Raw genomic sequence first — 25,012 nt, 5'->3', positions numbered from 1 at the left:
TTTATTTGATTATTAGAAAAAGAGAAATTTATGTGCTGTTAAGTAAGGTTTAAATGCAAAAAGTACAAAAGTTTGTTTTTCTAAAATATGGTTGACAATTAAGTATTACATTTGTAATCTTAAAAGGTAGATTACAAATGTAATACGAGGGGTGGAAAACAATATGACAAATAAATTACCTAAAATATCTGAAGCAGAATTAGAAATTATGAAAGTATTATGGTCGAATTCTCCACAAACAGCGAATAAAATTATAGAAGAACTGGAAGATACAATGGACTGGAAACCGAAAACAATTCGCACATTAATTAACCGGTTAGTACAAAAGGAAGCTGTCTCTTACCATCAAGATAAAGGTCGTATGTACGCTTATTTTCCGCTAGTATCACAAGATAATTATTTGCAAGTAGAAACGAAATCTTTGCTACAGCGTTTTTGCGGTGCGGCATTTAAACCGTTACTTGTAAATTTCTTGAAAGAAGAAAAATTGTCTTCAGAAGATATTAATGAACTGAAACGTATTTTAGACGAGAAGACAGAGGAGAATAAGAGGAAGGATAGATAAAAATGATAGATATGTTTATAAATATATACCTTCCTCGTTTTTTTGATTGGCTTATAGAAACGTCACTTATGGCTAGTATATTAGTTGGATTTATCTTATGTATAAAAGTTCTATTTAGAAATAAGTTAACGCCGAGATGGCAATATATGTTGTGGATCGTACTAATCATAAGACTTCTTCTGCCATGGTCACCGGATAGTTCGTATAGTATTTATTCGCTACTTTCCTATAGTTCTAGTGTATCGGAAGTTTTTCAAAAAAATACGCCGTCTACTGAGAATATAGTGAACATAGAAAGCGATCGTACAGTAGAATTGGAATCAAATTATGAAACTGTGACAAAAAATAATGAACATAAAATAAGTGCGAGTGCGGAACAACAAACTACATTTTCTTTATACAAACTGGCTTTATATGTTTGGCTAGCTGGGGTAATCGTATTAGCAGCCATAACTTTTATTACAAATAGACGTTTATATTCTTACATAAAGAAACAACCGGATATTACGGATGAACAGGTCGTTAAAGTGTTTAATCGTTGTAAGCAGTCTATGAAAATGAAGAAGGCAGTTTCATTACGTCTAGCTGGAAAGATTTCGAGTCCAACTGTTTTTAGTTTCTTTCGGCCGAAAGTATTACTATCAAAAAAACATCTGAAAGTATTAAATGAACAACAATTACAATATGTCTTTTACCATGAATTAGCGCACATTAAGAGAAAAGATGTAGCTGTAAATTGGATTATGTACAGTTTGCTCCTGTTAAATTGGTTCAATCCGATTCTTTGGTACGCCTATTTCTGTATGCGAGAAGATCAAGAGTTAGCCTGTGATGCATTTGCGCTTACTTTTATAGATAAAGAGGAGCAAATTGCATATGGACATACAATTATTACCCTTTTAGAACATTATTCCTATCAAGCACCAAGTCTAGCGAATTTAAGTAGAAATAAACGAACACTCAAAAGGAGAATCGTTATGATTAAAAAGTTTCAAAAGAAATCGTATCGTCTTTCTTTACTTGGGATCATTGCTATAGTTGCTATAGCAGGTGGATTTTTATTAAATGCAAGAATAACTGAGGGAGATGAAAGACAAAAAGAACAGGTTGTAGAAAAAAAACAACAATCTAAAGCAGCATTTGAAAAAGCGATAGAAACAGTATTAGGTACACCAGAGAATGCAAGTAGAGAATGGGGTATGTCAATAAAGTCATATAAAAGGGATACAGATTTTTTGTATTTGGCAGAAAAGAATTTTACAAAAGAAGAATTTGAGCAATATATTCAATTATTTAAGGAAGCTAAAGAAATTCATAAAAAAGCAATGGTTAAGAAAAAAGTACCTGAGAATTATGATGGAGATACAAAGGAATTTAAACGTGAACGCTTGAATAAAACTGATCAAGAAAGACTAGCTATTATTGAGAAGGAATTAATTCCACTTTCGGAAAAGGTAGAGAAGTCTTTAACATATACTATAGAAGAAGCGAAAGATCATGTGCCATTTCAAATTAAGCACCCGTCTTATATGGTTGAAGGTTATGAGTTGAAGAGAGAATGGGCTGATTCATATTTTGGAAGAGATATAGAATTAGTTGTTAAATCAGAATATACAAATGGGAAATATGGTTTTACAATTTACCAGTCAAGGATTTATGTAGGTGGTAATAAGGATCCACTACACTACATGATGCCTGGAGAAGAGAATCTAGAAAGTTATAATTTAGACGGGAAACAAATGCTCTTTACTAAATCTCCTCGAGGAGAGGGTGAGTTAAAAGGGATAAAAATGTTTGTACCCGAACGAGGAAAGAATAGTGAATATCAAATTGTCATAGTGAATGATATTTTTACAAGAGATACAAAGATATACAAAGAAATAATCGACGATGAGCTAACTAAGAAAGAGATGGAGAAAATATTACTTTCTATGTCAAAATAAAAGACAGTGTTCTTAAACTTTTGGTTTTAAGAACACTGTCTATTTATTTAGATTTCTAGTGTAATCTGACCAGCAATTTAGATAATATAATTGTAAAAAAACTAGAAAATATTATGAGGATATTCTAGCTTTCCAAACAAGCATTCTTTTTGGTACACTATGGACAATGTTATATAAATTGTCTGGAATTTTTTTATACTGGGAATAACTAAAAAGAGAACTTGTATAGAATGTAAGCGTGTGGTAATATCAAATATGTACCGGTTGACTATATTATCCAATTGGTCATTTTTGGAGGTGACGATGTGGCTATAGATCGAAAACGTTCTATTATTGAAGCTGCAACAAAGTCTTTTTCAGCATTCGGTTATAAGGCGACGACGATGGATCAAGTTGCGAAGTTAGCGAATGTAGGAAAAGGAACAATTTATACTTTTTTCAAAAATAAAGAAGAACTATTTGGCGAAATTATTTCTAATTTAATTACAGAAATGAAGCAAGTTGCAAAAGACGCAATTCGTTCAGATATTTCATTTTTTGAAAATGTACATAAGGCATTATATAGCATTTTAGAATTTAGAAAAGAACATCAGCTCATGATTAAACTCATTCAAGAAGAGCGTGATATGGGAACGAAAGAAGTACAAGAAGTGATGCAACAAGTAGATGTGGAAATCGTTTCTGTCATTCAATCTTATTTAGAGATTGCGATTGAAAAAGGTGAAATTAGCAAATGTGATCCAGAAATTACAGCATTTATTATGCTTCGCTTATACGTATCCCTTATTTTTGATTGGGAAAAGAATCATGAACCGTTAGAAAAAGAAAAAATCGCAGAATTATTTGAACTTTATTTACTAAAAGGATTGTCAAATTAAGATAATCCTTTTAATATTATAAAAAAATGACTAAATGAACAAATTGGTCATATGGTTGATTTGGGGGGGATAATAGAAAATTTACAATTATATTGAGAAAAAGTTGCATAGTAATAAATTCGGGGATAAGGCATATGTATGAACAGAATATAGCCTTTTTGTTTGTGTAAAAATGACCGAATTAAGATTTTGGTCATTTTGAAAAGGGGGAGAAATGATGAGAGGGTATAAGTTGCTTAGTAAAGAATTTGCAGAGATTATAAAAAGTAAAAAAATATTAATCCCAATTATTGCGGTTTTATTTGTGCCGATTTTATATGCGGGTATGTTTTTATGGGCTTTTTGGGATCCGTATGAACAGTTAGGAGATTTACCGGTCGCGGTAGTCAATTTAGATAAAGGTGCAGTATTTGATGGGAACCCAATTGAAGTTGGAAAAGGACTCGTTGATAACTTAAAAGATAATAAAAGTTTTAAATGGGAATTTGTAAGTGAAAAAGAAGCGAAAGAAGGAATGGAAAACAGGAAGTATTACATGTTAGTACGTATTCCTGATAACTTCTCTAACAATGCTACAACGTTATTAAAGGACGATCCGAAACCATTAAACTTAGAATATATTCCAAATGAAAGTTTAAACTTCTTGTCTTCGCAAATTGGCGGGACAGCAATCGAAAAAATTAAAGGTGAAGTATCAAGTACGTTAACGAAAACATATGCAGAGAAAATGTTTGATTCCATAAAAGATGTTTCAAAAGGATTAGCAGATGGGGCGGATGGCGCAAATAAATTACATGACGGAACTAGTGAATTGCATGACGGTTCAAGTAAAGTGACAGATGGGCTCTATACGCTTCAAGGGAAGTCTGGTGAGATGAAGGATGGAGTAGCTGAACTTTTAACAGGTTCAAATAAATTATTAAATGGATCAAGTCAAGTATCAGGTGGTTTAAATGTATTAAATAGTAAAACGGGAGATTTAAAAAATGGAGTTGGTCAATTAGTAGATGGATCAGGCCAAGTATCGAGTGGCTTAAACTTATTAAATAGTAAAACGGGGGACTTAAAAAATGGAGTTGGTCAATTAGTAGATGGATCAGGCCAAGTATCGAGTGGTTTAAACTTATTAAATAGTAAAACAGGAGACTTGAAAGATGGAGTCGGTCAATTATTGGATGGATCAGGTCAATTAACAGAAGGTTTAAAGGATTTGTCTAGTAAATCGACAGAATTTAAAAAAGGAACATCAGACTTAGCTACTGGGATGAATGGGCTTTCTACTGCACAAAGTGAACTAGAAAAAGGTGCAAAAGGAATTCAAGAGGGTATTCATGAAATAAATGGTAACGTGAAAAGCTCTATATCAAATTTAAAAGATATGGGGCCGAAGCTTGCGGAAATTAATAAGGCTTCGAAAGAGATTGAAGGATTAAATCAAATATCACAATCGAATGTGAATGCGTCTAATGAAGCGATGAATAATATAGAAGCTTTAAAAACGGCAATTCAAACTTTACCAAAAGAAGAGCAAGATAAGTTGAATCCGCTTATACAAAGTGCTAGTGATAGTATGAAAATTGTTCAGAAAAAGTCGAGTACTGTTGCAGTAGGAACGAATGAGTTAAGTGAAAAAGTAAGTGGTTTACAAGTCCAATTACCAAATACAGATCAAATCAATACATTAACTGATGGAATGCGTCTACTTGAAAATAAGCAAAATGAGTTTGTAGCGCAATTTCAGGTGTTTGGCAATAAGTTAGGTGTAGCGACAAAAGGGGCAAATAGCTTATCTGAAAATTCGAATGCATTAGTTGATGGTGTAAATAAATTGGCAGACGGTTCGAATCAAGTAACAAATGGATTGGGTCAATTATCAACGAAATCGAATGAAATGATAGGTGGAATCAATAAGCTGGTAGATGGTTCGAATCAAGTAACAAGTGGATTGGGTCAATTATCAACGAAATCGAATGAAATGATAGGTGGAATTAATAAATTGGCAAATGGTTCGAATCAAGTGACAAATGGACTGGGCCAATTATCAACGAAATCGAATGAGATGATAGGTGGAATCAATAAGTTAGCAGATGGCTCAAATCAAGTAACAACTGGATTAGGCACTCTAAATGGTGGTCTAAATACAATGTCAACTGGCTCAACCCAGCTAATCGACGGAGTAAATCAATTAGCAGACGGTTCAGGAAAAGTGACAGATGGACTCGTAAAAGTAAACGACGGTTCAGGTGAACTTGCTGAGAAACTTGGTGAAGGGGCAGAAAAAACAGGTGAAGTAAAAGGAACGGATAAAACGTATGATATGTTTGCAAGCCCAGTAAAAGTGAAGACAGAGAAAATGGCGGAAGTACCAAACTACGGAACAGGATTTACACCGTACTTCTTATCGCTCGGTTTATTCGTTGGGGCACTACTATTATCTATCGTATATCCATTACGTGATACAGTAGGCGTTCCGAAATCAGGATTTAGCTGGTTTATTAGTAAGTTTGGGGTTTTACTATCGGTAGGGATTATTCAAGCTTTAATGGCAGATTTTATATTACTTTTCGGATTAGGTGTAGAAGTACAAAGTATTCCATACTTCATACTCTTTAGTATTGTTACGAGTTTAGCATTTATTTCATTAATTCAATGTTTAGTAACAGCGTTTGGTGACGCAGGGCGTTTCATCGCTATCTTAACATTAATTATGCAGCTTACAACAAGTGCTGGAACATTCCCACTAGAATTAATTCCGAAGTTTTTACAACACTTTAATGCCTGGTTACCGATGACATACTCTGTATCAGGCTTTAAAGCAGTAGTATCGAGCGGAGATTTTAACTTCATGTGGCAAAATATAGGGATATTAATGATCTTTATCGTTTTATTATCACTCGGTACAATCGCTTCGTTAACTTGGATGCATAAACGACAATTTAGAAATATTGCTGAAAATCAATCGGTTGAAGCTTAAATAAGGAAAATAAAAAAGGCACCGAAATGGTGCTTTTTTTATTGGTCTTGTTTTATTGGTTGAGAAAGTTCATTTGTTTTTCTATTTTTACGGAACAAGTATATAACAATACTTATAAGAATAATTGTAGCTACAATCCAAATAAATGGGCCATATCTTTCAGCAAAAGTATATAGTTTCATGTTGCTGGCAATGTCCTCTTTTGTTTTTCCTATTAGAATTTCAGAGCCACTATAACCTTCAAGTGTATCCCCTTTTTTTATACCAAAAATAAGAGTGTCTGATTTGTTTTCTATTCCTGTGTATCGGTATCCTTTACCTTTAATTGTTAATTGAGTATCATCTTTTTTTAGTGTGTAGTCTTCGGCGGAAATATCTTTGCCGGACAGTGTAATTGGTTCCATTGAGAAGCGGATTTCTTTTAATGCAGGAAGAGCTTCATTGTTTAGTAAAAGCTGCTTTGCAATATGCTGCTCGGTATCAATGTTTTTCCAATTTGCCTTTCGCCGTTTATATGTATTAATTTCAAGAAGTGCGAATTCTTTATTTTGAAGTTTTTCCTCTGTAATAGGTTGTGTAGTAGTTAATGTGCCTTTTAATAAAATCACACCGTCTTTTGCAGATTGAAAGGAAGAGACTTTCTTCGTTTCCTTTAATGTATTGATAGCACCTCTATAATCTTCTTTTCCTAACAAAACAGCTCCTGTATGTACAGTTAAAATAAGATATAGGATGCTTAATACTATAATAGCTTTTTTCACTATTTCCCCTCCAAAATATGTATAAGTTAATTATAATATAATTTTCCATATGAATTTTTTCAATTTGAATAATAGGTTACAGACATAAGAGTGATAAGTAAATTAAGAGAAGTGTGGATGAAAGGAGTAAAAATGAAAAAGAAATACAGTTGTAAGAAAGGTGAACTGTACTTCTCTTTTAGCTGAACAGTATTTTATTCCGTAAAAGCCCGAATGGTGTGGGCTAATAATCAGTGGGGGATGAATGAACCCCCACCGATTAAAGTTTCACTTTATTGAATTCTTTTTCTCTGTATTACATTTAAAAACCCTTCAATATTCGAGCTTAAAATTTGTCCCACCGTTATATATTCGTCTTCATAGTAAAATATTAGTTTTTTATCAAAGAATGTTTTTTTCGTCTCTATGGATAGGATTTTTTTATATTCAAATTCCGCAATCAATGCATTTTTACAATATTTGAATGATTGTCCATAAAAAATAACCCTCCTATTAGTGGCAAGTAACAATCCGGAACGAGGGACATTATGCGTAATAATATAGCCAGTAAGTGAACATCTTAAAGTGGATAAAATGTTTTCTTCATGATGTAATAGTTGTTTTGCATCCTCTAAAATTTGATTCATTGCATATAATCCTTTTTTATTTAAAATACAATCTATATGGATATTATTATAGTAAGAAAGACCATACACCAAATATGCAACATTGCATATTTGGTGTATGGTCTTTTGAATATTACTCAACATTGTTATTACTTTCCAAAGAATATCTTTTCCTTAATTTTACTATATTTTATGTGTAGACTAAACGAAAGAAAGGAATCACAACAATTTGGATAGAATCATATTACAGGGGAGTTGATAGCATGAGACAAAAATCTCACTTCTATTTCATCATATATCCGCTAGTCTGCTTCTTAGTTTATACACTATCTCCGATCTTGTTTCATAAAAAAGAATATACAAGTATGAAAGATATATTTGGAATGCTTGCATTCTACTATGTGTTAATTAGTGGATATTACCTTATTGATATTTTAAGTGAAAGAATAAAGAAAAACGGTAAAGAAAAATAGTAAAGTTTTATTACATAAAAACTGATGGAGGGTAACAAAATGACCGAAAGCGAAATGAAATTTCGAGATACGACCATTCGTAACTTTTTTGATAAAGAGGATCGTTTAAAATCGATTCCAGGTCAAAAAAAGAAAAAGTTAGTGTTATTAGAGCATTTAGTTAGCAAATTAAATACAGAGAATCAATATACAGAGAAAGAAATGAATACATTCATTAAACAATATCATGAAGATTTTTGTACAATTAGACGAGAGTTTATCGTGCATGGATTTATGGATCGCGAGGATAATATGTATCGTGTAAATGAGAGAGAAGTGTGGACAAAGTGGGAAGAGTTATAAATGTAATGAGGAAGGGGAATTTTCTTGCAAGCTAGTAGTCTTATGCATGAAGAGATTTCGGGAAAACCATCGATTTTTGGGATATTCACTTCGCCAACACTGCAATTCGAAAGGATGAAGAATCAAAGAAATATATTCTTTCCATTAGCTCTTTTAATTGTACTTATTATAATTTCAAGTGCCTTAATGTCTTGGAATTCTTTAAATAATCCTGCACTTAGTATGTTTCATGATAAAACGGGATTTACTGTTCCAAAATACATAACTTTCTTTACTACATTTGGAATTTCAGCAGTCAGCGGAATCGTAGCTATACTTTTTGCACCTATATTCTATAAGAACATTATGATTTTCTTTGGAGTTGATATTAACTATAAAGAAACATTCCCGATAATTATTTATGCTTCGTTTATATTAAGATTAGGGATGATTTTAAACGGATTAATTGCATTTTTTCTAAGTGGATATGAGATATCTTATACAGGTTTAGGTGCAATAGCAACAGATAATATGATTCTACATACAATCGCTCAAAGAATAGATATATTTAATATTTGGTATTACGTTTTATTAGGGATAGGTTTAAAAACGATAACTAATTTAAATAAAGACAAACTTATTCTTCTTATTCTTGTACTTTTCGTTTTTACTAGCTTATTAGCGAGCATGGCTGGATTGATGCAGGAAATATCTAAACCGTAAGGATATGTGGGAAGTATAATTATAAGCTTGTATGAAAAAGGTGGTTTGGGTAGGGATAAACCACCTTTTATGATTCTTTACACTAAAACTTTTGTCTCCAATCTTTCTTTCTGACGAAGATGATGTGCAAAATGCATAGAAATAAGCTGGAACCATTCTGCCGCATTTAAGCAACCAAGCCCGGGGTGCTCTACTTTACAATCATTTGGAATAGAAGTAAGTGTTGGCTCAATGCTTTTAACAACTGTAATTAATTCCAGAAAACGTTCTTGTACTTCCTCTTTGTTAGTTGGATTTTCGGGTGTATATCCCGGATGATCTGGTAATTTTATTTGTATGTCAGGGAAAGCACCCATTATATATACCTTTTCACCCATATCCGTTTTTTTGTTAGTTACAGATGGCGTTTCAGTTTTACATTTCGCGATTGCATCTAACTGCATATATGTAGCCGAAAGCAAATGATTATACATTTGACCAAGAGACCATTCTTCTGTAGAAGGTTTCATTCTAAATTGTTCGAGAGAGTACTTTTCTAATTCCTCAATGTAATACGTCGCTAAATCCTCAAATTTGTTCATATTGTTAGCTCCTTTTTATGAAAATGTATTTGTTGATACTTACTATAAAGGAGGGATACTGACAACATTATGTCAGTAGTGAAATAAAAAAATTAAAGTTTTAACATTTTTTTTGCTTCCTCACGTATTTTTTCAGAAAGAATTTTTGGCTCTAGTACTTGCACTTGGCTCCCCCAGCTTAATACCCATTGAAAGACTTCATCTATATTTCTTGATTTCAAAAAGACATGAAAACTATTATCTTGATGTTCGTATGAATCTATAAAAAAGTACCGTGATTCAATAATTTTATGTGCAATATGGGGTGGGAATAATAAATGAATCGTAACAGTTCGATTGTTTTCAGGTTGATAGTCTTGTAAGGAAAAGTCTTCAGGTTTTGTAAAGAAGGCTTGTTCTTGTTGCAATTCATCCATTCGATCTAAACGAAAATTACGTATTTGTTTTCGAAGTAAACAATGAGCAACGATGTACCAAATTCCTGAAATGTTGACTAAGCCATAAGGGTGAACAGTTCGTTTTATTTTCGTAGTTTCACGCGGCTTAAGATACGAAAAAGAGATAGCTTGCTCTTTCTGAATAGATTCTTGCAATAAGAAAAGTAGGTTTTCTAGTTTTTCTCGCTCAGGTTGCTGATGTGAAAATATAGGAGAAAGGAAACGGAAAGTTTCTCTCAGCTCTTCAATTTTCTTCTGTTGATCAGTAGGGAGGACAACCTCAAGTTTTTCTTTTGCTGATTGCGCATGTACAGAAAAAGAAGAAGTGAAAGTTTTCTCAATATAATCACCGCCTAATAAAAGAGTAACGGCTTCTTCGGGCGTAAGCTGAATGGGTGGTAAGAAATAACCATCCATTAAGGAATAACCGTGACCAGGCATTGAAAAAATGGGAACGCCGGATTCACTGAGTGCGTCCATATCTCGATAAATTGTTCTTTTACTTGTCTCAAATTTTTCGGCTAAACTATGTGCTGTAACAGTTTGTTTTCTTTGTAGTTCAATTAATATAGCTAATAAACGATCCACCCGATTCATGAAATATCATCCTTTATTTAATAAATATTTTAATTGTGAAATTCTAAAAGTAGTATATATCTTTCTGCAATTAACAGACTTTTTCCTATGTATAATATTAATATAGTAAAATCATAAGAACCCATATTGCAGTTTCCAATAATATACTATATAATCAGGATAAGAAAACGTTTTCATGCAAAGGGGGAGAATTTCGTGTCGACTATCGAGGACGTGGCGAAATTAGCGGGGTTATCAAGGACAACGGTTTCTAGGGTGATCAATAATCATCCATATGTTTCAGATGAGAAGAAAAAAAGGGTTCAATTAGCGATGAAGCATTTAGGCTTCGTTCCTAATTCTGCGGCGAGAAGGCTTCGTAAACAAAAAACGGAAACAATTGCGGTGCTAGTTCCAAGGATTACAAATCCTTTCTTCAGTAGATTTATTGAAGCAATCGAGATTGCTGCTTCTGAACATAAATATAAACTGATTATTTGTCAAACAAGATATTTACCGGAAAAAGAGATGGAGTATTTACAATTATTATCTACGAAACAAGTAGATGGGATTATTCTATGTTCACTAGAAAATCCGTGGGAGGATGTAGAGCCATACTTACAACACGGTCCAATCGTGTTATGTAATGAATATATTGAGGAAGCAAATATTCCAACAGTGAAATTTGATCATGCGCAAGGAGCATACATAGCTGCCAATCATGTGTTAGAACAAGGATATCGTAATCTTATTTTTTGCCGTGGTAACGAAACGAAAGTAGTGAGCCAACAGCGAAAAATGGGCTTTTTACGCGCTATTACTGAAAAGAGTAGAGAAGTGGAAGCGATTGATTTTCTTGAAAACGCTTTCTCTTGGGATGATGGAAAAAGAATATTCCATGAAGTATTGAAGGACAAAAAAAATCCTACCGCGATATTGGCAGGAGGCGACGAGGTTGCAGCTGGAATTATCTCAGAGGCGAAACGCCATAACTGGAGCATTCCAGAGGATCTCGCTGTTATCGGTTTTGATAATCAAATTTTATCACAGATTACAGAGCCAGGTATTACGACAATTGAACAGCCAATTGATGAAATGGCCCGAAAAGTTGTCGACCTAATGATGGATAAAATCCATACGAAAAATTATCGAAAAAAAGAATTGTATGAGTTTGAACTGGAGCTCTTGGTGAAAGGTTCAACGATGAAGGATAAGATGTTATTAGCCTAGTAGACTATGTCTGCTAGGTTTTTTTATGTTCACAAACTACTATTCTTCGTGAACGCAATCGTCACATTTGTTATGGTATGCTTCGTGTTGCTCATCAATTTCCTTCCCGCAATGAGCACAAGTTTTCGTCGGTAAATTTCTGAAAAACTCCATTGGTTGATCGATCATGTCAATCCCTCCATTTCCATTTCTTACTATCATTGTATTAGTACAAAAAACAAAAGTCAATAACTGTTTTATAACAAAATTGAAAATTAATGAAAAAGTTTAGGAAATGGATTATAGTTAACAATGTAGGATGTAAGTAAAAAACTTTCTCAAGTACGGAGAAAAACTGCATTGCTACTCGGTTTTAGAAAGGATGGATACATATGAAAATGACTGTTGTCGGCTTTTGGGGCGGCTTCCCAGAAGCGGGAGAAGCAACGTCGGGGTATTTGTTTGAACACGATGGTTTTCGTTTACTCGTTGACTGTGGTAGTGGTGTACTAGCACAGCTTCAAAAATATATAACACCATCTGATATAGATGCAGTTGTACTGTCGCACTATCATCACGATCATGTTGCAGACATTGGGGTGTTGCAATATGCGAGATTAATTACGAGTGCAACGAAAGGACAACTACCGGAATTACCAATTTACGGTCATCCGTTTGATGAGAATGGATTTAATTCTTTAACGCATGCACCGCATACGAAAGGAATCGCATACAATCCAGAAGGAGCACTTCAAATTGGACCATTCTCCATTTCATTCTTAAAAACTGTTCATCCTGTTACATGCTTTGCGATGCGTATTACAGCTGGCGATGATGTCGTTGTATACAGCGCTGATTCAAGCTATATTCCTGAATTTATTCCGTTCACAAAAGATGCTGATCTTTTTATTTGTGAGTGTAATATGTATGCACATCAAGAAGCTGCGAAAGCAGGGCATATGAATAGTACAGAAGTAGCAAGTATTGCAAAAGATGCGAATGTAAAAGAACTTTTATTAACGCACTTGCCGCATACTGGCAATCCATCTGATTTAGTAACAGAAGCAAAACAAATTTTCAGTGGCCACATTACGCTTGCACATAGTGGTTACGTTTGGAATTCATGAGGTGATACGATGTTATTTATTGATAATAAAGGGATTACAGATCCTACTATAAATTTAGCTATTGAAGAATATTGTGTGAAGAATTTAGATATTAACGAAACATATTTACTGTTCTATATTAACGAACCTTCCATTATCATTGGTAAAAATCAAAATACAGTGGAAGAAATTAATGCTGATTACGTAAAAGAAAAAGGCATTCACGTCGTTCGTCGTCTATCAGGCGGAGGTGCAGTATATCACGATTTAGGAAACTTAAACTTCAGCTTTATTACGAAAGATGATGGAGATAGTTTCAGCAACTTCAAGAAATTCACAGAACCTGTAACGAAGGCGCTTGGTAAATTAGGTGTAAATGCAGAGCTAAGTGGTCGTAATGACATTCTAGCTGAAGGCAGAAAAATTTCAGGTAACGCGCAGTTCTCAACGAAAGGTCGTATGTTTAGTCACGGTACGCTACTATTTGACTCTGAAATCGATCACGTCGTATCAGCACTCAAAGTGAAGAGGGATAAGATTCAATCAAAAGGAATTAAATCAATCCGTAGCCGCGTTGCGAATATTACAGAGTTCTTAAACGAAAAAATGACGACAGAAGAGTTTAGACAACTTCTATTAGAGACAATTTTCGAAGATGAAACAGAAATTCCAACGTACGAATTAACAGAAGCTGATTGGAAAGAAATTCATAAAATTTCTGAAGAGCGTTATCGCAATTGGGATTGGAACTACGGAAAATCTCCGAAGTTCAACTTGCAACATTCACACCGTTTCCCAGTTGGACAAGTTGACGTTCGTCTTGAAGTAAAAAAAGGAACAGTAACAGAATGTAAAATTTACGGCGATTTCTTCGGCTCACTAGATGTTCATGATATTGAAGAACGTTTAACAGGCATACAATTTGATAAAGATGCATTCGCTGTAGCTTTAGAAGGTGTAGATATCGCACGCTATTTCGGTAATATAACAACAGAAGATTTCTTACATTTATTCTTCTAAAAGTGAAGGGGTTGTCATAAAAGACAGCCTCTTTCTTTTTGTATAGATTGTCGTCTTTTGTCGGTAAATCGATGTATTTAAGAAATCGCTGATAAAAATTGAGTTACGGTCGATATATCTGAAAAAGCGAGTGCATATTATCCTAAAATGATTTCAGCAATAGTTTAACTATATGCTTGCACCCTTTTCTTGTATATATAACTCCCTTATCCTTCCAAAGTGTTCTGGGAAAAGTAGTCATTGTATATTCAGTTAATGGAATATCACTTGCTACTTTAATTTTCTTTTAATATAATTAATTTAGAATTTTTAAATATTCTAAATTTTATAAAGGTGGGATTTATGTGAATCTCGTTCAATCTTTGGCTGAAACGGCAAAAAAGAAGGGGGATAAACCGGCTTATATATTTATGGATCAGTCGGTCTCGTATGACCAATTAAACAAAATGGTCACGAGGTTTTCTAGCAATTTAGCAAAAATGGGCATTGGAAAAGGGGACAATGTCGCATTAGCTGTCGGCAATTCGCCACATTTTTTGGTAGGCTTATACGGAACGATGAAAGCTGGCGCAACTGTCATTCCGATTAATCCAATTTATACAGCAGATGAAATGCATTATATTTTACAAAATGGAGATGTAAAAACAATCATCGTACTCGACGTCCTTCTACCTGTTATACAATCTCTTACAACAAGACTTCCTTCACTTGAAAATATCATCATATGCGAAACCTCATCAGATTTTACTCATACAGAAACGGAAAAAATGAAAACGTTTACTAGTTTTATAGGAACTGGAGATTTAACTTACGAAGGCCCTCAACTAGATGAAGAAGATGTTGCCGTTATTTTATACACTTCAGGTACAACAGGAAAGCCAAAAGGTGCTATGTTAACGCATAAAAATTTATATAGTAACGCTAACGATGTTGCGTCATATTTACAATATACTGCGGATGATCGCATCGTTGCAGCACTGCCGATGTTCCATGTGTTCTGTTTAACTGTTGCGGTAAATGCGCCAATTGTGAACGGTGCGACCATTTTAATGTTACCAAAGTTTAGTCCGAAAGAAGTATTTCGCATTTGTCGTACGTATGGGCCGACGATTTTTGCGGGTGTACCGACAATGTATAATTACTTATTTTTATTTGAAGAAGCAAGTGCAGAAGATGTGAAGACGCTTCGTCTTTGTATTTCAGGTGGTGCATCTATGCCTGTTGCGCTTCTGAAAAACTTTGAAAAACGTTTTAACGTTATCGTTTCAGAAGGATACGGTTTATCAGAAGCATCACCTGTTACTTGTTTTAATCCGTTAGATCGTCCTCGTAAACCAGGATCAATTGGTACAAATATTTGGCACGTAGAGAATAAAATTGTGAATGAACTTGGTGAAGAAGTACCTGTCGGTGAAGTTGGTGAGTTAATTGTTCGCGGGCCTAACGTTATGAAGGGATATTATAATGCACCAGAAGATACAGCGGCGACACTTAGAGACGGCTGGCTTTATACAGGGGACTTAGCGAAAATGGATGAAGAAGGTTACTTCTATATTGTTGATCGTAAAAAAGATATCGTCCTCGTTGGCGGTTATAACGTATATCCTCGTGAGGTTGAGGAAGTGTTATATGGCCATGATTCAGTAGCTGAAGTGGTTGTAATCGGTGTTCCGGATGAGAACTTAGGAGAAGCAGTGCGAGCTTACGTCGTTCTGAAACAAACTAACGTAACAGAAGAGGAGCTTATGCATTACTGTACGTTACATTTAGCGAAATATAAAGTACCAAAGAGTATTGAATTTTTAACAGAGCTGCCGAAGAATACAACTGGTAAGTTGTTAAGAAGAGCTTTGAGAGAGAAAGCATTGCAAGTATAAAAATAAAGATATCCATCTCTATGACTGTATGTTATAGAGATGGATATCTTTTTGTTTTTTAGAATTGGCTAAGCTATACGTCCGTATAAAAGAGTTTGCTGATTTAAAAGATCATTGGGGCACGAAGTATACGAATATTTTAATCCAAGAAAATATTTCAGTTGGAACAGATAATGGATGGGCTCCAGATAAATCGGTAAGCCGCGCAGAAGCAGCTCAATCTATTGCGAAGACAGATAAGTTAAAGAAATAAATCGAAACTAAAATCAGTGGGACTCCATTCCCGCTGATTTTTAGCGTGTATGGCGTTTCTTATATAATAATTTTAAATTCCGAGTTGACACATGTGAATTGCGGAATTAAAATGAAAAGAAATCAAACAGAATACAATAGAAGCTAATCAGAGAAACTGAAGGCGCACAACGTTCACTTTTGTGAATGGATTGTGTGCCTTTTTCTATTGTACAAACTAAGGGGGCTTTATATATGAAACAGTGGAGTAAGGCATCATTAATGAAAAGTACAGGTGTTTTATTATCAGCATTTGTCCTTTTGTCGGGGTGTGGATCGGCAACATCCACTAACAATTCTGAAGGAAGTGCAGATAAGAAGACAGTTGAACTTTTAAATGTTTCATATGATCCAACGCGTGAGTTATATCAAGATTTCAATAAAGACTTTGCGAAGTATTGGAAAGAGAAACATGGGCAAACAGTGAATGTAAAACAATCACACGGCGGATCTGGAAGCCAAGCGCGTTCTGTTATTGACGGGTTAGAAGCAGATGTTGTAACGCTAGCACTCGCTTATGATATTGACGCAATTAGTAAGAAAAAACAGTTAGCAGAAGATTGGCAGAAAAGACTGGCCGATAATTCAACTCCTTACACATCGACAATTGTATTTCTCGTTCGAAAAGGAAATCCAAAAGGGATTAAAGATTGGGATGATTTAACGAAAAAAGGTGTGTCTGTCATTACACCGAATCCAAAAACATCTGGAGGAGCACGCTGGAACTATTTGGGAGCGTGGGGATATGCGCTGAAGAAGTATAACAATAGTGAAGATAAAGCGAAAGAGTTTGTGGGTCAAATTTATAAAAACGTAGAAGTACTTGATTCTGGTGCGCGCGGGGCAACGACAACTTTCGTTGAAAAAGGAATTGGTGATGTGTTAATTGCTTGGGAAAATGAAGCATTATTATCACAAAAAGAGCTTGGAAAAGATAAATTCGAAATTGTAACGCCTTCGATTAGTATACTTGCAGAACCACCAGTAGCTGTTGTAGATAAAGTAGTTGATAAAAAAGGAACGAAAAAAGTAGCTGAGGGGTATCTTGAATATTTGTATTCAGAAAAAGGGCAAGAAATTGCAGCGAAAAACTTTTATCGCCCTCGCAATGAAAAAGTAGCGGAAAAGTACGCATCACAATTTCCAAAAGTTCAATTATTTACAGTAGATGAACTATTTGGAGGCTGGAAAAAAGCGCAAGAAAAGCATTTTAATGATGGAGGCGTATTCGACCAAATTTATAAAAAATAAGGGGGGATGAGGTGAAGGATTGTGAGGAAGAAGAAGCGTGTTTTACCGGGGTTTGGATTATCTCTTGGATTTACAATGTTATATATGAGTTTATTCGTACTTATACCACTTTCTATCGTATTTATTCAAACTTCACAGCTAGGCTGGAAGAAGTTCGCACAAGTTATAACGAGTGAGCGCGTGTTGCATTCCTATCAAGTGAGTTTAACGACTTCACTTGTAGCAGCGGTTGTAAATGCTATTTTCGGTTTATTAATTGCATGGGTGCTCGTTCGCTACACCTTTCCAGGGAAACGATTATTAGACGGACTAATTGATTTACCATTCGCTCTTCCGACTGCTGTAGCTGGTATTACACTGACGACGCTTTATGCGGAAAATGGTTGGATCGGAAAAATATTTAGTGTGTTTCATATAAAAATAGCTTTTACACCGCTCGGAATTATTGTTGCACTTACGTTTATCGGCTTACCATTTGTCGTCCGAATGGTGCAACCAGTGCTGCAAAGTATTGATAAAGAAGTAGAAGAAGCAGCTTCTAGTTTAGGAGCCTCACGCCTTCAAATATTTGTGAAAATCATTTTACCAGAAATATTCCCAGCTCTCCTTGCTGGTTTTTCGCTCGCTTTTGCACGGGCATTAGGGGAATATGGATCCGTCGTTTTCATCGCAGGTAATATGCCGATGAAGACAGAAATTGCACCACTTATGATTATGACGAAACTAGAACAATATGATTACGCCGGAGCAACAGCAGTAGCAGCTGTGATGCTTATCATTTCTCTTCTTTTCCTTCTCCTTATTAACATGATTCAAACTTGGAGTAGAAGGCATGAACTGAGAAATGAATAGGAGGGGAGAAAATGGAACCAACATTACTAGAGAAGAAAATAGTAAAAAGCATATCGGCTAAAAAAGAATCTAAATTTGTACCGGGTCTATTAATTACGATAACAGTTTTATTTTTATCTCTCTTTCTATTACTCCCGCTCGTGACAATTTTTATGAAAGCTTTTGAACGGGGGATTGATGTATACATTGCTGCCGTAACAGATCAAGAAGCATTTTCGGCGATTCGATTAACGCTTCTCGTTGCGTTAATCGTTGTGCCGCTTAATACGATATTCGGAATAGCAGCAGCATGGCTTATTACGAAGTTTCAGTTTAAAGGAAAGCAGTTATTATTATCACTTATTGAACTGCCGTTTGCAGTGTCACCAGTTATCGCAGGGTTAGTGTTCGTTTTACTTTTCACACCGAGAGCCGCATTTGGCGGATGGCTATTGGAACATGGTGTGAAACTTATTTTCTCTGTCCCAGGCATTATCATTGCAACGATATTCGTAACGTTCCCGTTCGTTGCACGTGAATTAATCCCGGTTATGCAAGCACAAGGGAAAAGTGAAGAAGAGGCAGCTCTGTCACTTGGTGCAAGCGGATGGAAAATGTTTTGGCGTGTTACGCTTCCGAATATAAAATGGGGTCTTTTATACGGCATGATTTTATGTAATGCCCGCGCCATTGGTGAGTTCGGAGCTGTTTCCGTTGTGTCTGGCCACGTACGCGGCGTTACAAATACGATGCCGCTTCATATTGAAATCTTATACAATGAATATCAATTTTCAGCTGCGTTCGCTGTGGCGACTTTAATGTCATTCATCGCAGTTCTTACGCTCGTTATAAAAAACTGGATCGAATGGAGAATGGAAAAACGACAATAAGGGGGGATTGCGATGAGTATTCAAATTCACGGCGTATCAAAACAATATGGTACATTTCAAGCGTTAAAAGATATTCGTTTAGATATTCCAAAAGGAGAACTTGTTGCCTTATTAGGCCCGTCAGGTTCTGGAAAAACGACGTTATTACGAATTATTGCAGGGCTAGAAGAAGCGGATGGAGGTTCTATTTCATTTGATGGGGAAGATTTAACAGACATTCACGTGAAAAACCGGCAAGTCGGTTTCGTCTTCCAGCACTATGCGCTTTTTAAACATATGAATGTGTTTGAAAATGTCGCTTTCGGTTTAAAAGTAAGGAAGAAAAGCGTAAGGCCTTCAGCAGAAGCAATAGAAGAAAAGGTAACAGAATTATTAAAGCTTGTAAAAATGGATGGCTTTGCAAAACGTTACCCAGCGCAATTATCTGGCGGACAACGCCAACGTATTGCATTAGTCCGGGCACTTGCAGTAGAACCGAAAATTTTATTGCTAGATGAACCGTTTGGTGCACTTGATGCGAAAGTACGGAAAGAATTACGAAGATGGCTCCGGAAATTACATGACGAATTTCAAATTACGAGCGTATTCGTAACACATGATCAGGAGGAAGCGTTAGACGTTGCGGACCGCATCGTTGTGATGAATGAAGGACGAATTGAACAAATGGGAACGCCAGAAGAAGTGTATGAAAATCCAGCAAGCCCGTTTGTATATGACTTTTTAGGAAACGTAAACTTATTTCATGGCCGTGTTCATAAAGGAAAACTAGATTTAGGCTCTGTAGAACTAGAAGCACCAGAGCATACACACGTTTCTAACGTAGACGGAGTAGCGTATGTAAGGCCACATCATTTATCGATTTCTCGTACGGAGCAAAGTGTAGAGGCAATCCCGGCGAAAGTAACATACTCACATGCGGTTGGCCCGGTCGTATATGTAGAATTAAAACGAGAGGGAACAGAGGAATATTTAGAAGCAGAAATTAGTAAAGAACGGTTTAGACAACTGAACATTCAAACGGGTGAGTCTGTATACGTACACCCGAAAGAAGTAAAGGTGTTTATTCCGGAGGATTTTGTGATTTAAATAAAAGCCAAACCGTCATAGAGTGGCGGTTCGGCTTTCCTTATTACGGTTATAACAAACTATATATTCCGCTTCATCAACTCCTCAACCTGCGTCGCAACATATTCAACGTCACTATCAATTTCTTCTAATACGTAAGATTCCAATATCCCCATTACAGCGGCCCCTAAAAATTTAAAAACAATGTGTTTATCAATAATCTGTAAAAGTAATTTTGTTTTGAATTGCACCTCTAATTGTTAGGTTTGCATCTAGCAATTAGGGGTTTTTATTGTGAAGATTGATGTGCTTAATATTTACGTTAAACGTGCATAACAAGATATAATAGAAGAAATCAATAAGGAGGCTGGCTGTGAAGAATCTTCGTTATTTCAATATATTTACTATGTTAATTGTTTACACACTACTTATGTTTTACATCGGCTGGAACGGTTGGGTTTGGCTAAGTACCGTATTCGGCTGGGAAGCTTGGGGATATTACGCTTTCGTAGTTGGCTTCATTTCATATGCGTATATTCTCGTACAGGTGTTTAAGTTTCTTCCATTCCTACGAACAATCGGTTCCATTTGGTTTGCGGTTATACAATATGCGCTTATGTTATTGCCATTAGCCGATATTGCCGTCTTATTATTACAGTTTTCAGTGGAGAAAGAAACAGCAATTATTTGGACAGGAATGGTCGTTTTACTCGTGTTCGTCTTTATCTTTGCATATGGAGTATTCAATGCCTATAGCCCGGTTGTAAGAAAGTATGATGTACACATACCGAAAAAAGTAGAGGGTCGTAAAAGTTTACGCATTGCGATGGCTTCTGATATGCATTTCGGTAAACTATCTGGTGTTTCTCATTTAAAGAGACTAGTCCACCATGTAAATGAAATGAAGCCAGATATTATTTTACTGCCTGGTGATATTATTGATGATCATCCAGGTGTGTTCATTCAAAAAAACATGGGACACATTATGAAACAAATGAAAGCTCCATTGGGCGTATATGGTGTGTTAGGGAACCACGAATATTACGGACGAGCGGTTCCTGAATTTTTGCAAGAAATGGATAAGATTGATATTCGTATTCTTTTAGATGAAGTCATTACAATTGAAGATAGTTTTTATCTCGTTGGGAGAAGAGATAAAACAGAGCGAGATCGTCAAAGCTTTGAAAGTTTAATGAGTACTGTGGATTTATCGCTTCCTGTTATTGCGATGGATCACCAGCCATTTGAATTAAAGCAGGCAGCGGATGCCGGCGTTGATATACTATTATCTGGTCACACGCACCGCGGACAAATGGCGCCGAATCATATTGTAACGAGAAGAATGTACGAACTAGACTGGGGATACGCACAAAAAGGTGCATTCCACGCCATTGTTTCTTCTGGATTCGGATTTTGGGGACCACCGCTCAGACTTGGAAGTAGATCTGAGATTGTGCAGGTGGAAGTTACGTTTGAATAAGTGTATTTAATAGAGAGCTAATGGCTCTCTATTTTTTTAAAACAGAACGTTCGTATTTGGATTGCAAAATGGTATATTTACTCTCCCTGGAAAAAGAGATACTATAAGAAGACTCTGCTTGAAAAAGGGGGATTATAAGTGGTCATATCAGATGTAATATACGGTGAGTTTAAAGTAGATCAAGTGTTAGAAGAATTAATTTTAAGTAAACCTGTACAAAGGCTGAAAGGGATTCATCAGGCCGGAGCGAGTTACTTAATGAACGAGAAATGGAATGTAACGCGTTTTGATCATTCAGTTGGTGTTATGTTGTTAATTAAAAAGCTTGGTGGTTCAGTAGAAGAACAGATTGCCGGTTTACTGCATGATGTATCGCATACTGCTTTTTCTCATGTGATTGATTACGTTTTTGATAACGAAAATGAAAGTTATCATGAAGAGATATTTAGCTCTGTCGTTAAAAACTCAGAAATTCCGGCGATTCTTTCAAAACATGGCTACCGCTATGAAGATATTTTATTAGATGATTCAAAGTGGACTTTACTTGAAAGATCAGCACCAGAGTTATGTGCGGACCGAGTGGATTACACATTGAGAGATATGTATACATATGGATATATTTCGTTAGAAGAAGCTCAAGATTTTTTAAAGGATTTAATCGCAGTAAATGGGAAAATGGTTCTTCAAAACATTGAAATTGCAGAATGGTTTACGAAGACGTATTACAAAGAAGTAATCGATTTCTTTATGAAGCCAATTAATATTTATGGAAATGATATGTTAGCTAAAACGTTAAAATTAGCTCTTCATAAAAAGAGAATCCATCCAGATGATTTCCTTCTTGAAGATCATGAGCTTATATCGAAATTACAGCAATGTAAAGACCAAGAAGTCGATGCTTTATTAGGCAAAGTTCATCCAAGTGTAGAAGTAAAAGAAGATAGAAATGATTATGATTTATATCAGAAAAATAAAGTGCGTCTCATTGATCCGCCATTACTTCGTGAAGGGGAGATCGTTCAGTCGTCTGTCGTATCAGAAAACATAAGGCAGATGAGCGATATCGCTTATGAAAAAGCGGTGAGAGGGATGTATGTGAAAGTGATTTCTAATTAATTTACTTTTATATAGAGAAAAGGTGTCATCAAATGCGATGACACCTTTTTTTGTATAGGTTGTTCCTATGGATAAGGAATTTGAATTTAGAACTGCTATTAAAGGTAGAATCGATTTTTTAGGTAGTATTTGTTTATAGCTGTTATTTTATATATTTTTATGCTTTTTAGTTAAATAGATAGTATTTTATTCAATTCCACAATGTTTTATAGATTAGAGAAATAAAGGTGGTCTCTATACTGATATAAATTTAATATAAGACTGAGCGTTAGCAAATTGGTTGTTTAAAATTAGATCTTCGGAAATTAAATAAACTCCAAACAAATCACCCTTTGTAACCTCAAAATAACATGCCTTTCTTGCTAAAAAACTTTTTCTTTGTTTTATATTGTTTTTTGTAATTTCTAGCCACTTAATATTATTTGAATCTATATTTTCTTGGATTGCTTTTGTGGCCCATATTGTATTATCATTTTTTATTATTACGAAAATATCACGTTTGCTCAGTTCACTTGGGTTTATATGGGCAATGATTGGATCGGCGCATTTCGCAGTAAAGCCCCCGATACATTCGATATTTAATGTTTTAATAGTTTCTTTAAGCATACTTGGCACCTCCATTAATTAAATATCAATATTTATAGTTAAAATTGTCTTATTTTACATTATATATTATTAATTCTGGAAATTCTAACGAGCCAAAGAACAAACTTACTTAATAAATTTTATATAAATTTAATTATATATAATCCTAGAATAGGAGTAGTTATGATGGTACTTTTATTAGTCAGTATTACGTTGGCTAATATAGCATGAATGTTTATCATTAAGGTTTCGGGAAGCACAGCCCTCAGCTATCAGTAAATGAAAAAAGAAGTAGCACATCGCTTTTTAATGCGCTACTTCTTTTTTATTAGTAATCAAACCAATTCCAAATCTCAATATCTCCAAGAGTCGCATAACGTACGTGCGGTGAATTTTGTAATTTTAATAACTCTTTCGACGGTCCAGTAATGACAATACCATATACTTTTACTCCGTTATCTTTTACATACTGATAGCGCTTATCTAAGTTCAGCTCTTTTTCATTAGTCCAAGTAGTTTTACTTACAGTTTCTTTATTTGTAGAAAGAATACGCATCATTTCTATTACTTCATCTTCTTTTGTCTTTAGCTTTTTTGTTTCATTTTCAGGAAGGTTTATATGTTCTGGAAATCCGATAACCTCTCCGCCGTGTAAGATAAAATCTTCCTCATTTATTCTTTCTTGTCCGGTGTCTAAAGCATACCATATAGGAGTTGGCGGCATTTCTTGTGCTTCAAATACGCTATATAAAAGGGGTTCTAATTCTTGTAAAGTGTAAGGTTTGTCAAAAGATAGCGCTACTTCTGCAACGGTTCCCTCATGTACCTTTCCAAGTGTATCCCAAACTTTTTTAGATGCTTCTTTCAAATGATCACCTTGCTTGATTTTTGGGTGAACAAAGGAAAGTTTTTTGGAATAGGCTGTGTTTGCCCAAGATTGATTTGTGACAGTTACAGATGATAAGAAACTACTCGTTGTTACTGTACCAATGGGAAATTCTTTTTTGCCGACCATTTTAACTAAATTTATTTCATTTTCTGTACGGAAAAAGGGCTTAATATTTGTACTGCCTCCACTGGAACGACTATTTGGAGTTGTTGCTTCTAGTGCAAGGACTGGTATATCATCCACTTCACGTAAGTTTTTCATATCATTTGAATAGAAGTAAAGGGAAGATGAGAAATGACCGACAAAATATATTGCTATACAAACAGCGAGAACAAAACTAACGGTTTGCCAACGTTGTTTCCATTTTATTTTCCAAAATGGAATTTTAAGATTTTGTGGTGGCAATCTTTTCTTCACTGGTTCACTCTTCGCAAGTAATTCATCCAAATGAGCTTCACATTCTTCACATGTCTCAATATGACTTTCTAACTTTTCTTGTTCATCATGTGTGAGCGTTCCTTTTTCATATTTCTCCCACAGTTTTTTAAACTCTGCACAACCCATC

At 35.1% G+C, this 25,012-nt stretch carries 24 protein-coding genes and 2 pseudogenes; 18 read left to right on the top strand and 8 right to left on the bottom strand.

What is annotated here, in order from left to right; translation table 11 throughout:
• The first annotated feature begins 163 nt into the window (after window positions 1-163).
• The 4 genes from BAU28_RS03005 (at window position 164) to BAU28_RS02990 (ending at window position 6,360) form a co-directional block, all read left to right on the top strand.
• Complete coding sequence (locus tag BAU28_RS03005; RefSeq protein ID WP_071717691.1) at window positions 164-565, top strand: BlaI/MecI/CopY family transcriptional regulator; 402 nt, start codon at window positions 164-166, stop codon at window positions 563-565.
• A gap of 2 nt (window positions 566-567) precedes the next feature.
• On the top strand, window positions 568-2,508 hold the full coding sequence (locus tag BAU28_RS03000; RefSeq protein WP_071717690.1) for a M56 family metallopeptidase: 1,941 nt from the start codon (window positions 568-570) through the stop codon (window positions 2,506-2,508).
• A 305-nt stretch (window positions 2,509-2,813) separates the two neighbouring features.
• Window positions 2,814-3,386, top strand: a complete 573-nt coding sequence (locus BAU28_RS02995; protein WP_002170730.1) for a TetR/AcrR family transcriptional regulator — start codon at window positions 2,814-2,816, stop codon at window positions 3,384-3,386.
• 217 nt (window positions 3,387-3,603) lie between these two features.
• Window positions 3,604-6,360, top strand: a complete 2,757-nt coding sequence (locus tag BAU28_RS02990; RefSeq protein WP_071717689.1) for a YhgE/Pip domain-containing protein — start codon at window positions 3,604-3,606, stop codon at window positions 6,358-6,360.
• A gap of 38 nt (window positions 6,361-6,398) precedes the next feature.
• Here BAU28_RS02990 and BAU28_RS02985 read toward each other — a convergent pair whose 3' ends face one another.
• Window positions 6,399-7,121: a hypothetical protein gene (locus BAU28_RS02985; protein ID WP_071717688.1), complete on the bottom strand. Its 723-nt coding sequence runs from the start codon at window positions 7,119-7,121 to the stop codon at window positions 6,399-6,401.
• Window positions 7,122-7,393: 272 nt separating this feature from the next.
• Window positions 7,394-7,747: a PH domain-containing protein gene (locus BAU28_RS02980; protein WP_002170735.1), complete on the bottom strand. Its 354-nt coding sequence runs from the start codon at window positions 7,745-7,747 to the stop codon at window positions 7,394-7,396.
• A gap of 242 nt (window positions 7,748-7,989) precedes the next feature.
• Between BAU28_RS02980 and BAU28_RS02975 the strand changes: the two genes are divergently transcribed.
• Genes BAU28_RS02975 through yknW form a run of 3 tightly spaced genes read left to right on the top strand, consistent with a single transcriptional unit; the run spans window position 7,990 to window position 9,243 of the window.
• The gene (locus BAU28_RS02975; RefSeq protein WP_048369796.1) at window positions 7,990-8,199 is read left to right on the top strand and encodes a hypothetical protein; all 210 of its coding nucleotides are present in this window, start codon (window positions 7,990-7,992) and stop codon (window positions 8,197-8,199) included.
• A gap of 39 nt (window positions 8,200-8,238) precedes the next feature.
• Complete coding sequence (locus BAU28_RS02970; RefSeq protein WP_025148724.1) at window positions 8,239-8,541, top strand: DUF2087 domain-containing protein; 303 nt, start codon at window positions 8,239-8,241, stop codon at window positions 8,539-8,541.
• 24 nt (window positions 8,542-8,565) lie between these two features.
• Window positions 8,566-9,243, top strand: coding sequence for a YknW family membrane protein (yknW, locus tag BAU28_RS02965; RefSeq protein WP_071717687.1), 678 nt, complete (start codon window positions 8,566-8,568; stop codon window positions 9,241-9,243).
• A 77-nt stretch (window positions 9,244-9,320) separates the two neighbouring features.
• On the opposite strand, the gene BAU28_RS02960 is transcribed toward yknW, so the two are convergent.
• Window positions 9,321-9,824 carry a DinB family protein gene (locus tag BAU28_RS02960; RefSeq protein ID WP_071717686.1) on the bottom strand — a complete coding sequence of 168 codons (504 nt, stop codon included), beginning with the start codon at window positions 9,822-9,824 and terminating at the stop codon, window positions 9,321-9,323.
• A gap of 92 nt (window positions 9,825-9,916) precedes the next feature.
• The gene (locus BAU28_RS02955; protein ID WP_071717685.1) at window positions 9,917-10,858 is read right to left on the bottom strand and encodes a helix-turn-helix transcriptional regulator; all 942 of its coding nucleotides are present in this window, start codon (window positions 10,856-10,858) and stop codon (window positions 9,917-9,919) included.
• 195 nt (window positions 10,859-11,053) lie between these two features.
• Here BAU28_RS02955 and BAU28_RS02950 point away from each other — a divergent pair, with 195 nt between their 5' ends.
• Entirely contained in the window at window positions 11,054-12,067 is a 1,014-nt protein-coding gene (locus tag BAU28_RS02950; protein ID WP_071717684.1) for a LacI family DNA-binding transcriptional regulator, read from the top strand.
• Window positions 12,068-12,106: 39 nt separating this feature from the next.
• Here BAU28_RS02950 and yhfH read toward each other — a convergent pair whose 3' ends face one another.
• Complete coding sequence (gene yhfH, locus BAU28_RS02945; RefSeq protein ID WP_000567010.1) at window positions 12,107-12,235, bottom strand: protein YhfH; 129 nt, start codon at window positions 12,233-12,235, stop codon at window positions 12,107-12,109.
• A 203-nt stretch (window positions 12,236-12,438) separates the two neighbouring features.
• Between yhfH and BAU28_RS02940 the strand changes: the two genes are divergently transcribed.
• From BAU28_RS02940 to BAU28_RS02905, 8 genes and pseudogenes are all read left to right on the top strand, one after another.
• Window positions 12,439-13,173 (top strand): MBL fold metallo-hydrolase, encoded by a 735-nt coding sequence (locus BAU28_RS02940; RefSeq protein ID WP_071717683.1) that lies wholly within the window; start codon window positions 12,439-12,441, stop codon window positions 13,171-13,173.
• A gap of 9 nt (window positions 13,174-13,182) precedes the next feature.
• Window positions 13,183-14,172: a lipoate--protein ligase gene (locus tag BAU28_RS02935; RefSeq protein ID WP_071717682.1), complete on the top strand. Its 990-nt coding sequence runs from the start codon at window positions 13,183-13,185 to the stop codon at window positions 14,170-14,172.
• A gap of 344 nt (window positions 14,173-14,516) precedes the next feature.
• Window positions 14,517-16,049 carry a fatty acid--CoA ligase family protein gene (locus BAU28_RS02930; protein WP_071717681.1) on the top strand — a complete coding sequence of 511 codons (1,533 nt, stop codon included), beginning with the start codon at window positions 14,517-14,519 and terminating at the stop codon, window positions 16,047-16,049.
• A gap of 88 nt (window positions 16,050-16,137) precedes the next feature.
• Window positions 16,138-16,302 (top strand): annotated as a pseudogene (locus tag BAU28_RS02925) (S-layer homology domain-containing protein); the annotation flags it as partial.
• A 233-nt stretch (window positions 16,303-16,535) separates the two neighbouring features.
• Window positions 16,536-17,591, top strand: coding sequence for a sulfate ABC transporter substrate-binding protein (locus BAU28_RS02920; protein WP_048369779.1), 1,056 nt, complete (start codon window positions 16,536-16,538; stop codon window positions 17,589-17,591).
• A gap of 21 nt (window positions 17,592-17,612) precedes the next feature.
• Complete coding sequence (gene cysT, locus BAU28_RS02915; RefSeq protein WP_071717680.1) at window positions 17,613-18,443, top strand: sulfate ABC transporter permease subunit CysT; 831 nt, start codon at window positions 17,613-17,615, stop codon at window positions 18,441-18,443.
• An 11-nt stretch (window positions 18,444-18,454) separates the two neighbouring features.
• On the top strand, window positions 18,455-19,312 hold the full coding sequence (gene cysW / locus BAU28_RS02910) for a sulfate ABC transporter permease subunit CysW (RefSeq protein WP_071717679.1): 858 nt from the start codon (window positions 18,455-18,457) through the stop codon (window positions 19,310-19,312).
• Window positions 19,313-19,324: 12 nt separating this feature from the next.
• Window positions 19,325-20,398 carry a sulfate/molybdate ABC transporter ATP-binding protein gene (locus BAU28_RS02905; RefSeq protein WP_071717678.1) on the top strand — a complete coding sequence of 358 codons (1,074 nt, stop codon included), beginning with the start codon at window positions 19,325-19,327 and terminating at the stop codon, window positions 20,396-20,398.
• 59 nt (window positions 20,399-20,457) lie between these two features.
• Here the strand turns inward: BAU28_RS02905 and BAU28_RS31415 are convergent.
• Window positions 20,458-20,595 (bottom strand): annotated as a pseudogene (locus BAU28_RS31415) (TetR/AcrR family transcriptional regulator); the annotation flags it as partial.
• Window positions 20,596-20,750: 155 nt separating this feature from the next.
• Here BAU28_RS31415 and BAU28_RS02895 point away from each other — a divergent pair.
• Window positions 20,751-21,857, top strand: a complete 1,107-nt coding sequence (locus tag BAU28_RS02895) for a metallophosphoesterase (protein ID WP_071717676.1) — start codon at window positions 20,751-20,753, stop codon at window positions 21,855-21,857.
• Between the two features lie 138 nt (window positions 21,858-21,995).
• Window positions 21,996-22,973 carry an HD domain-containing protein gene (locus BAU28_RS02890; RefSeq protein ID WP_071717675.1) on the top strand — a complete coding sequence of 326 codons (978 nt, stop codon included), beginning with the start codon at window positions 21,996-21,998 and terminating at the stop codon, window positions 22,971-22,973.
• A 234-nt stretch (window positions 22,974-23,207) separates the two neighbouring features.
• Here BAU28_RS02890 and BAU28_RS02885 read toward each other — a convergent pair whose 3' ends face one another.
• Together BAU28_RS02885 and BAU28_RS02880 are read right to left on the bottom strand one after the other, a co-directional pair.
• A complete protein-coding gene (locus tag BAU28_RS02885) occupies window positions 23,208-23,579 on the bottom strand; it encodes a hypothetical protein (protein ID WP_071717674.1) in 372 nt (123 codons plus the stop codon).
• Between the two features lie 307 nt (window positions 23,580-23,886).
• The gene (locus tag BAU28_RS02880) at window positions 23,887-25,011 is read right to left on the bottom strand and encodes an anti-sigma factor (RefSeq protein WP_071717673.1); all 1,125 of its coding nucleotides are present in this window, start codon (window positions 25,009-25,011) and stop codon (window positions 23,887-23,889) included.
• Window position 25,012: the final 1 nt, after the last annotated feature.

Source organism: Bacillus paramycoides, from assembly GCF_001884235.1.
Classification (GTDB): Bacteria; Bacillota; Bacilli; order Bacillales; family Bacillaceae_G; genus Bacillus_A; species Bacillus_A paramycoides.
Note: the sequence above shows the minus strand (reverse complement) of the source record. Positions and strands in the feature narration are given on the sequence as shown.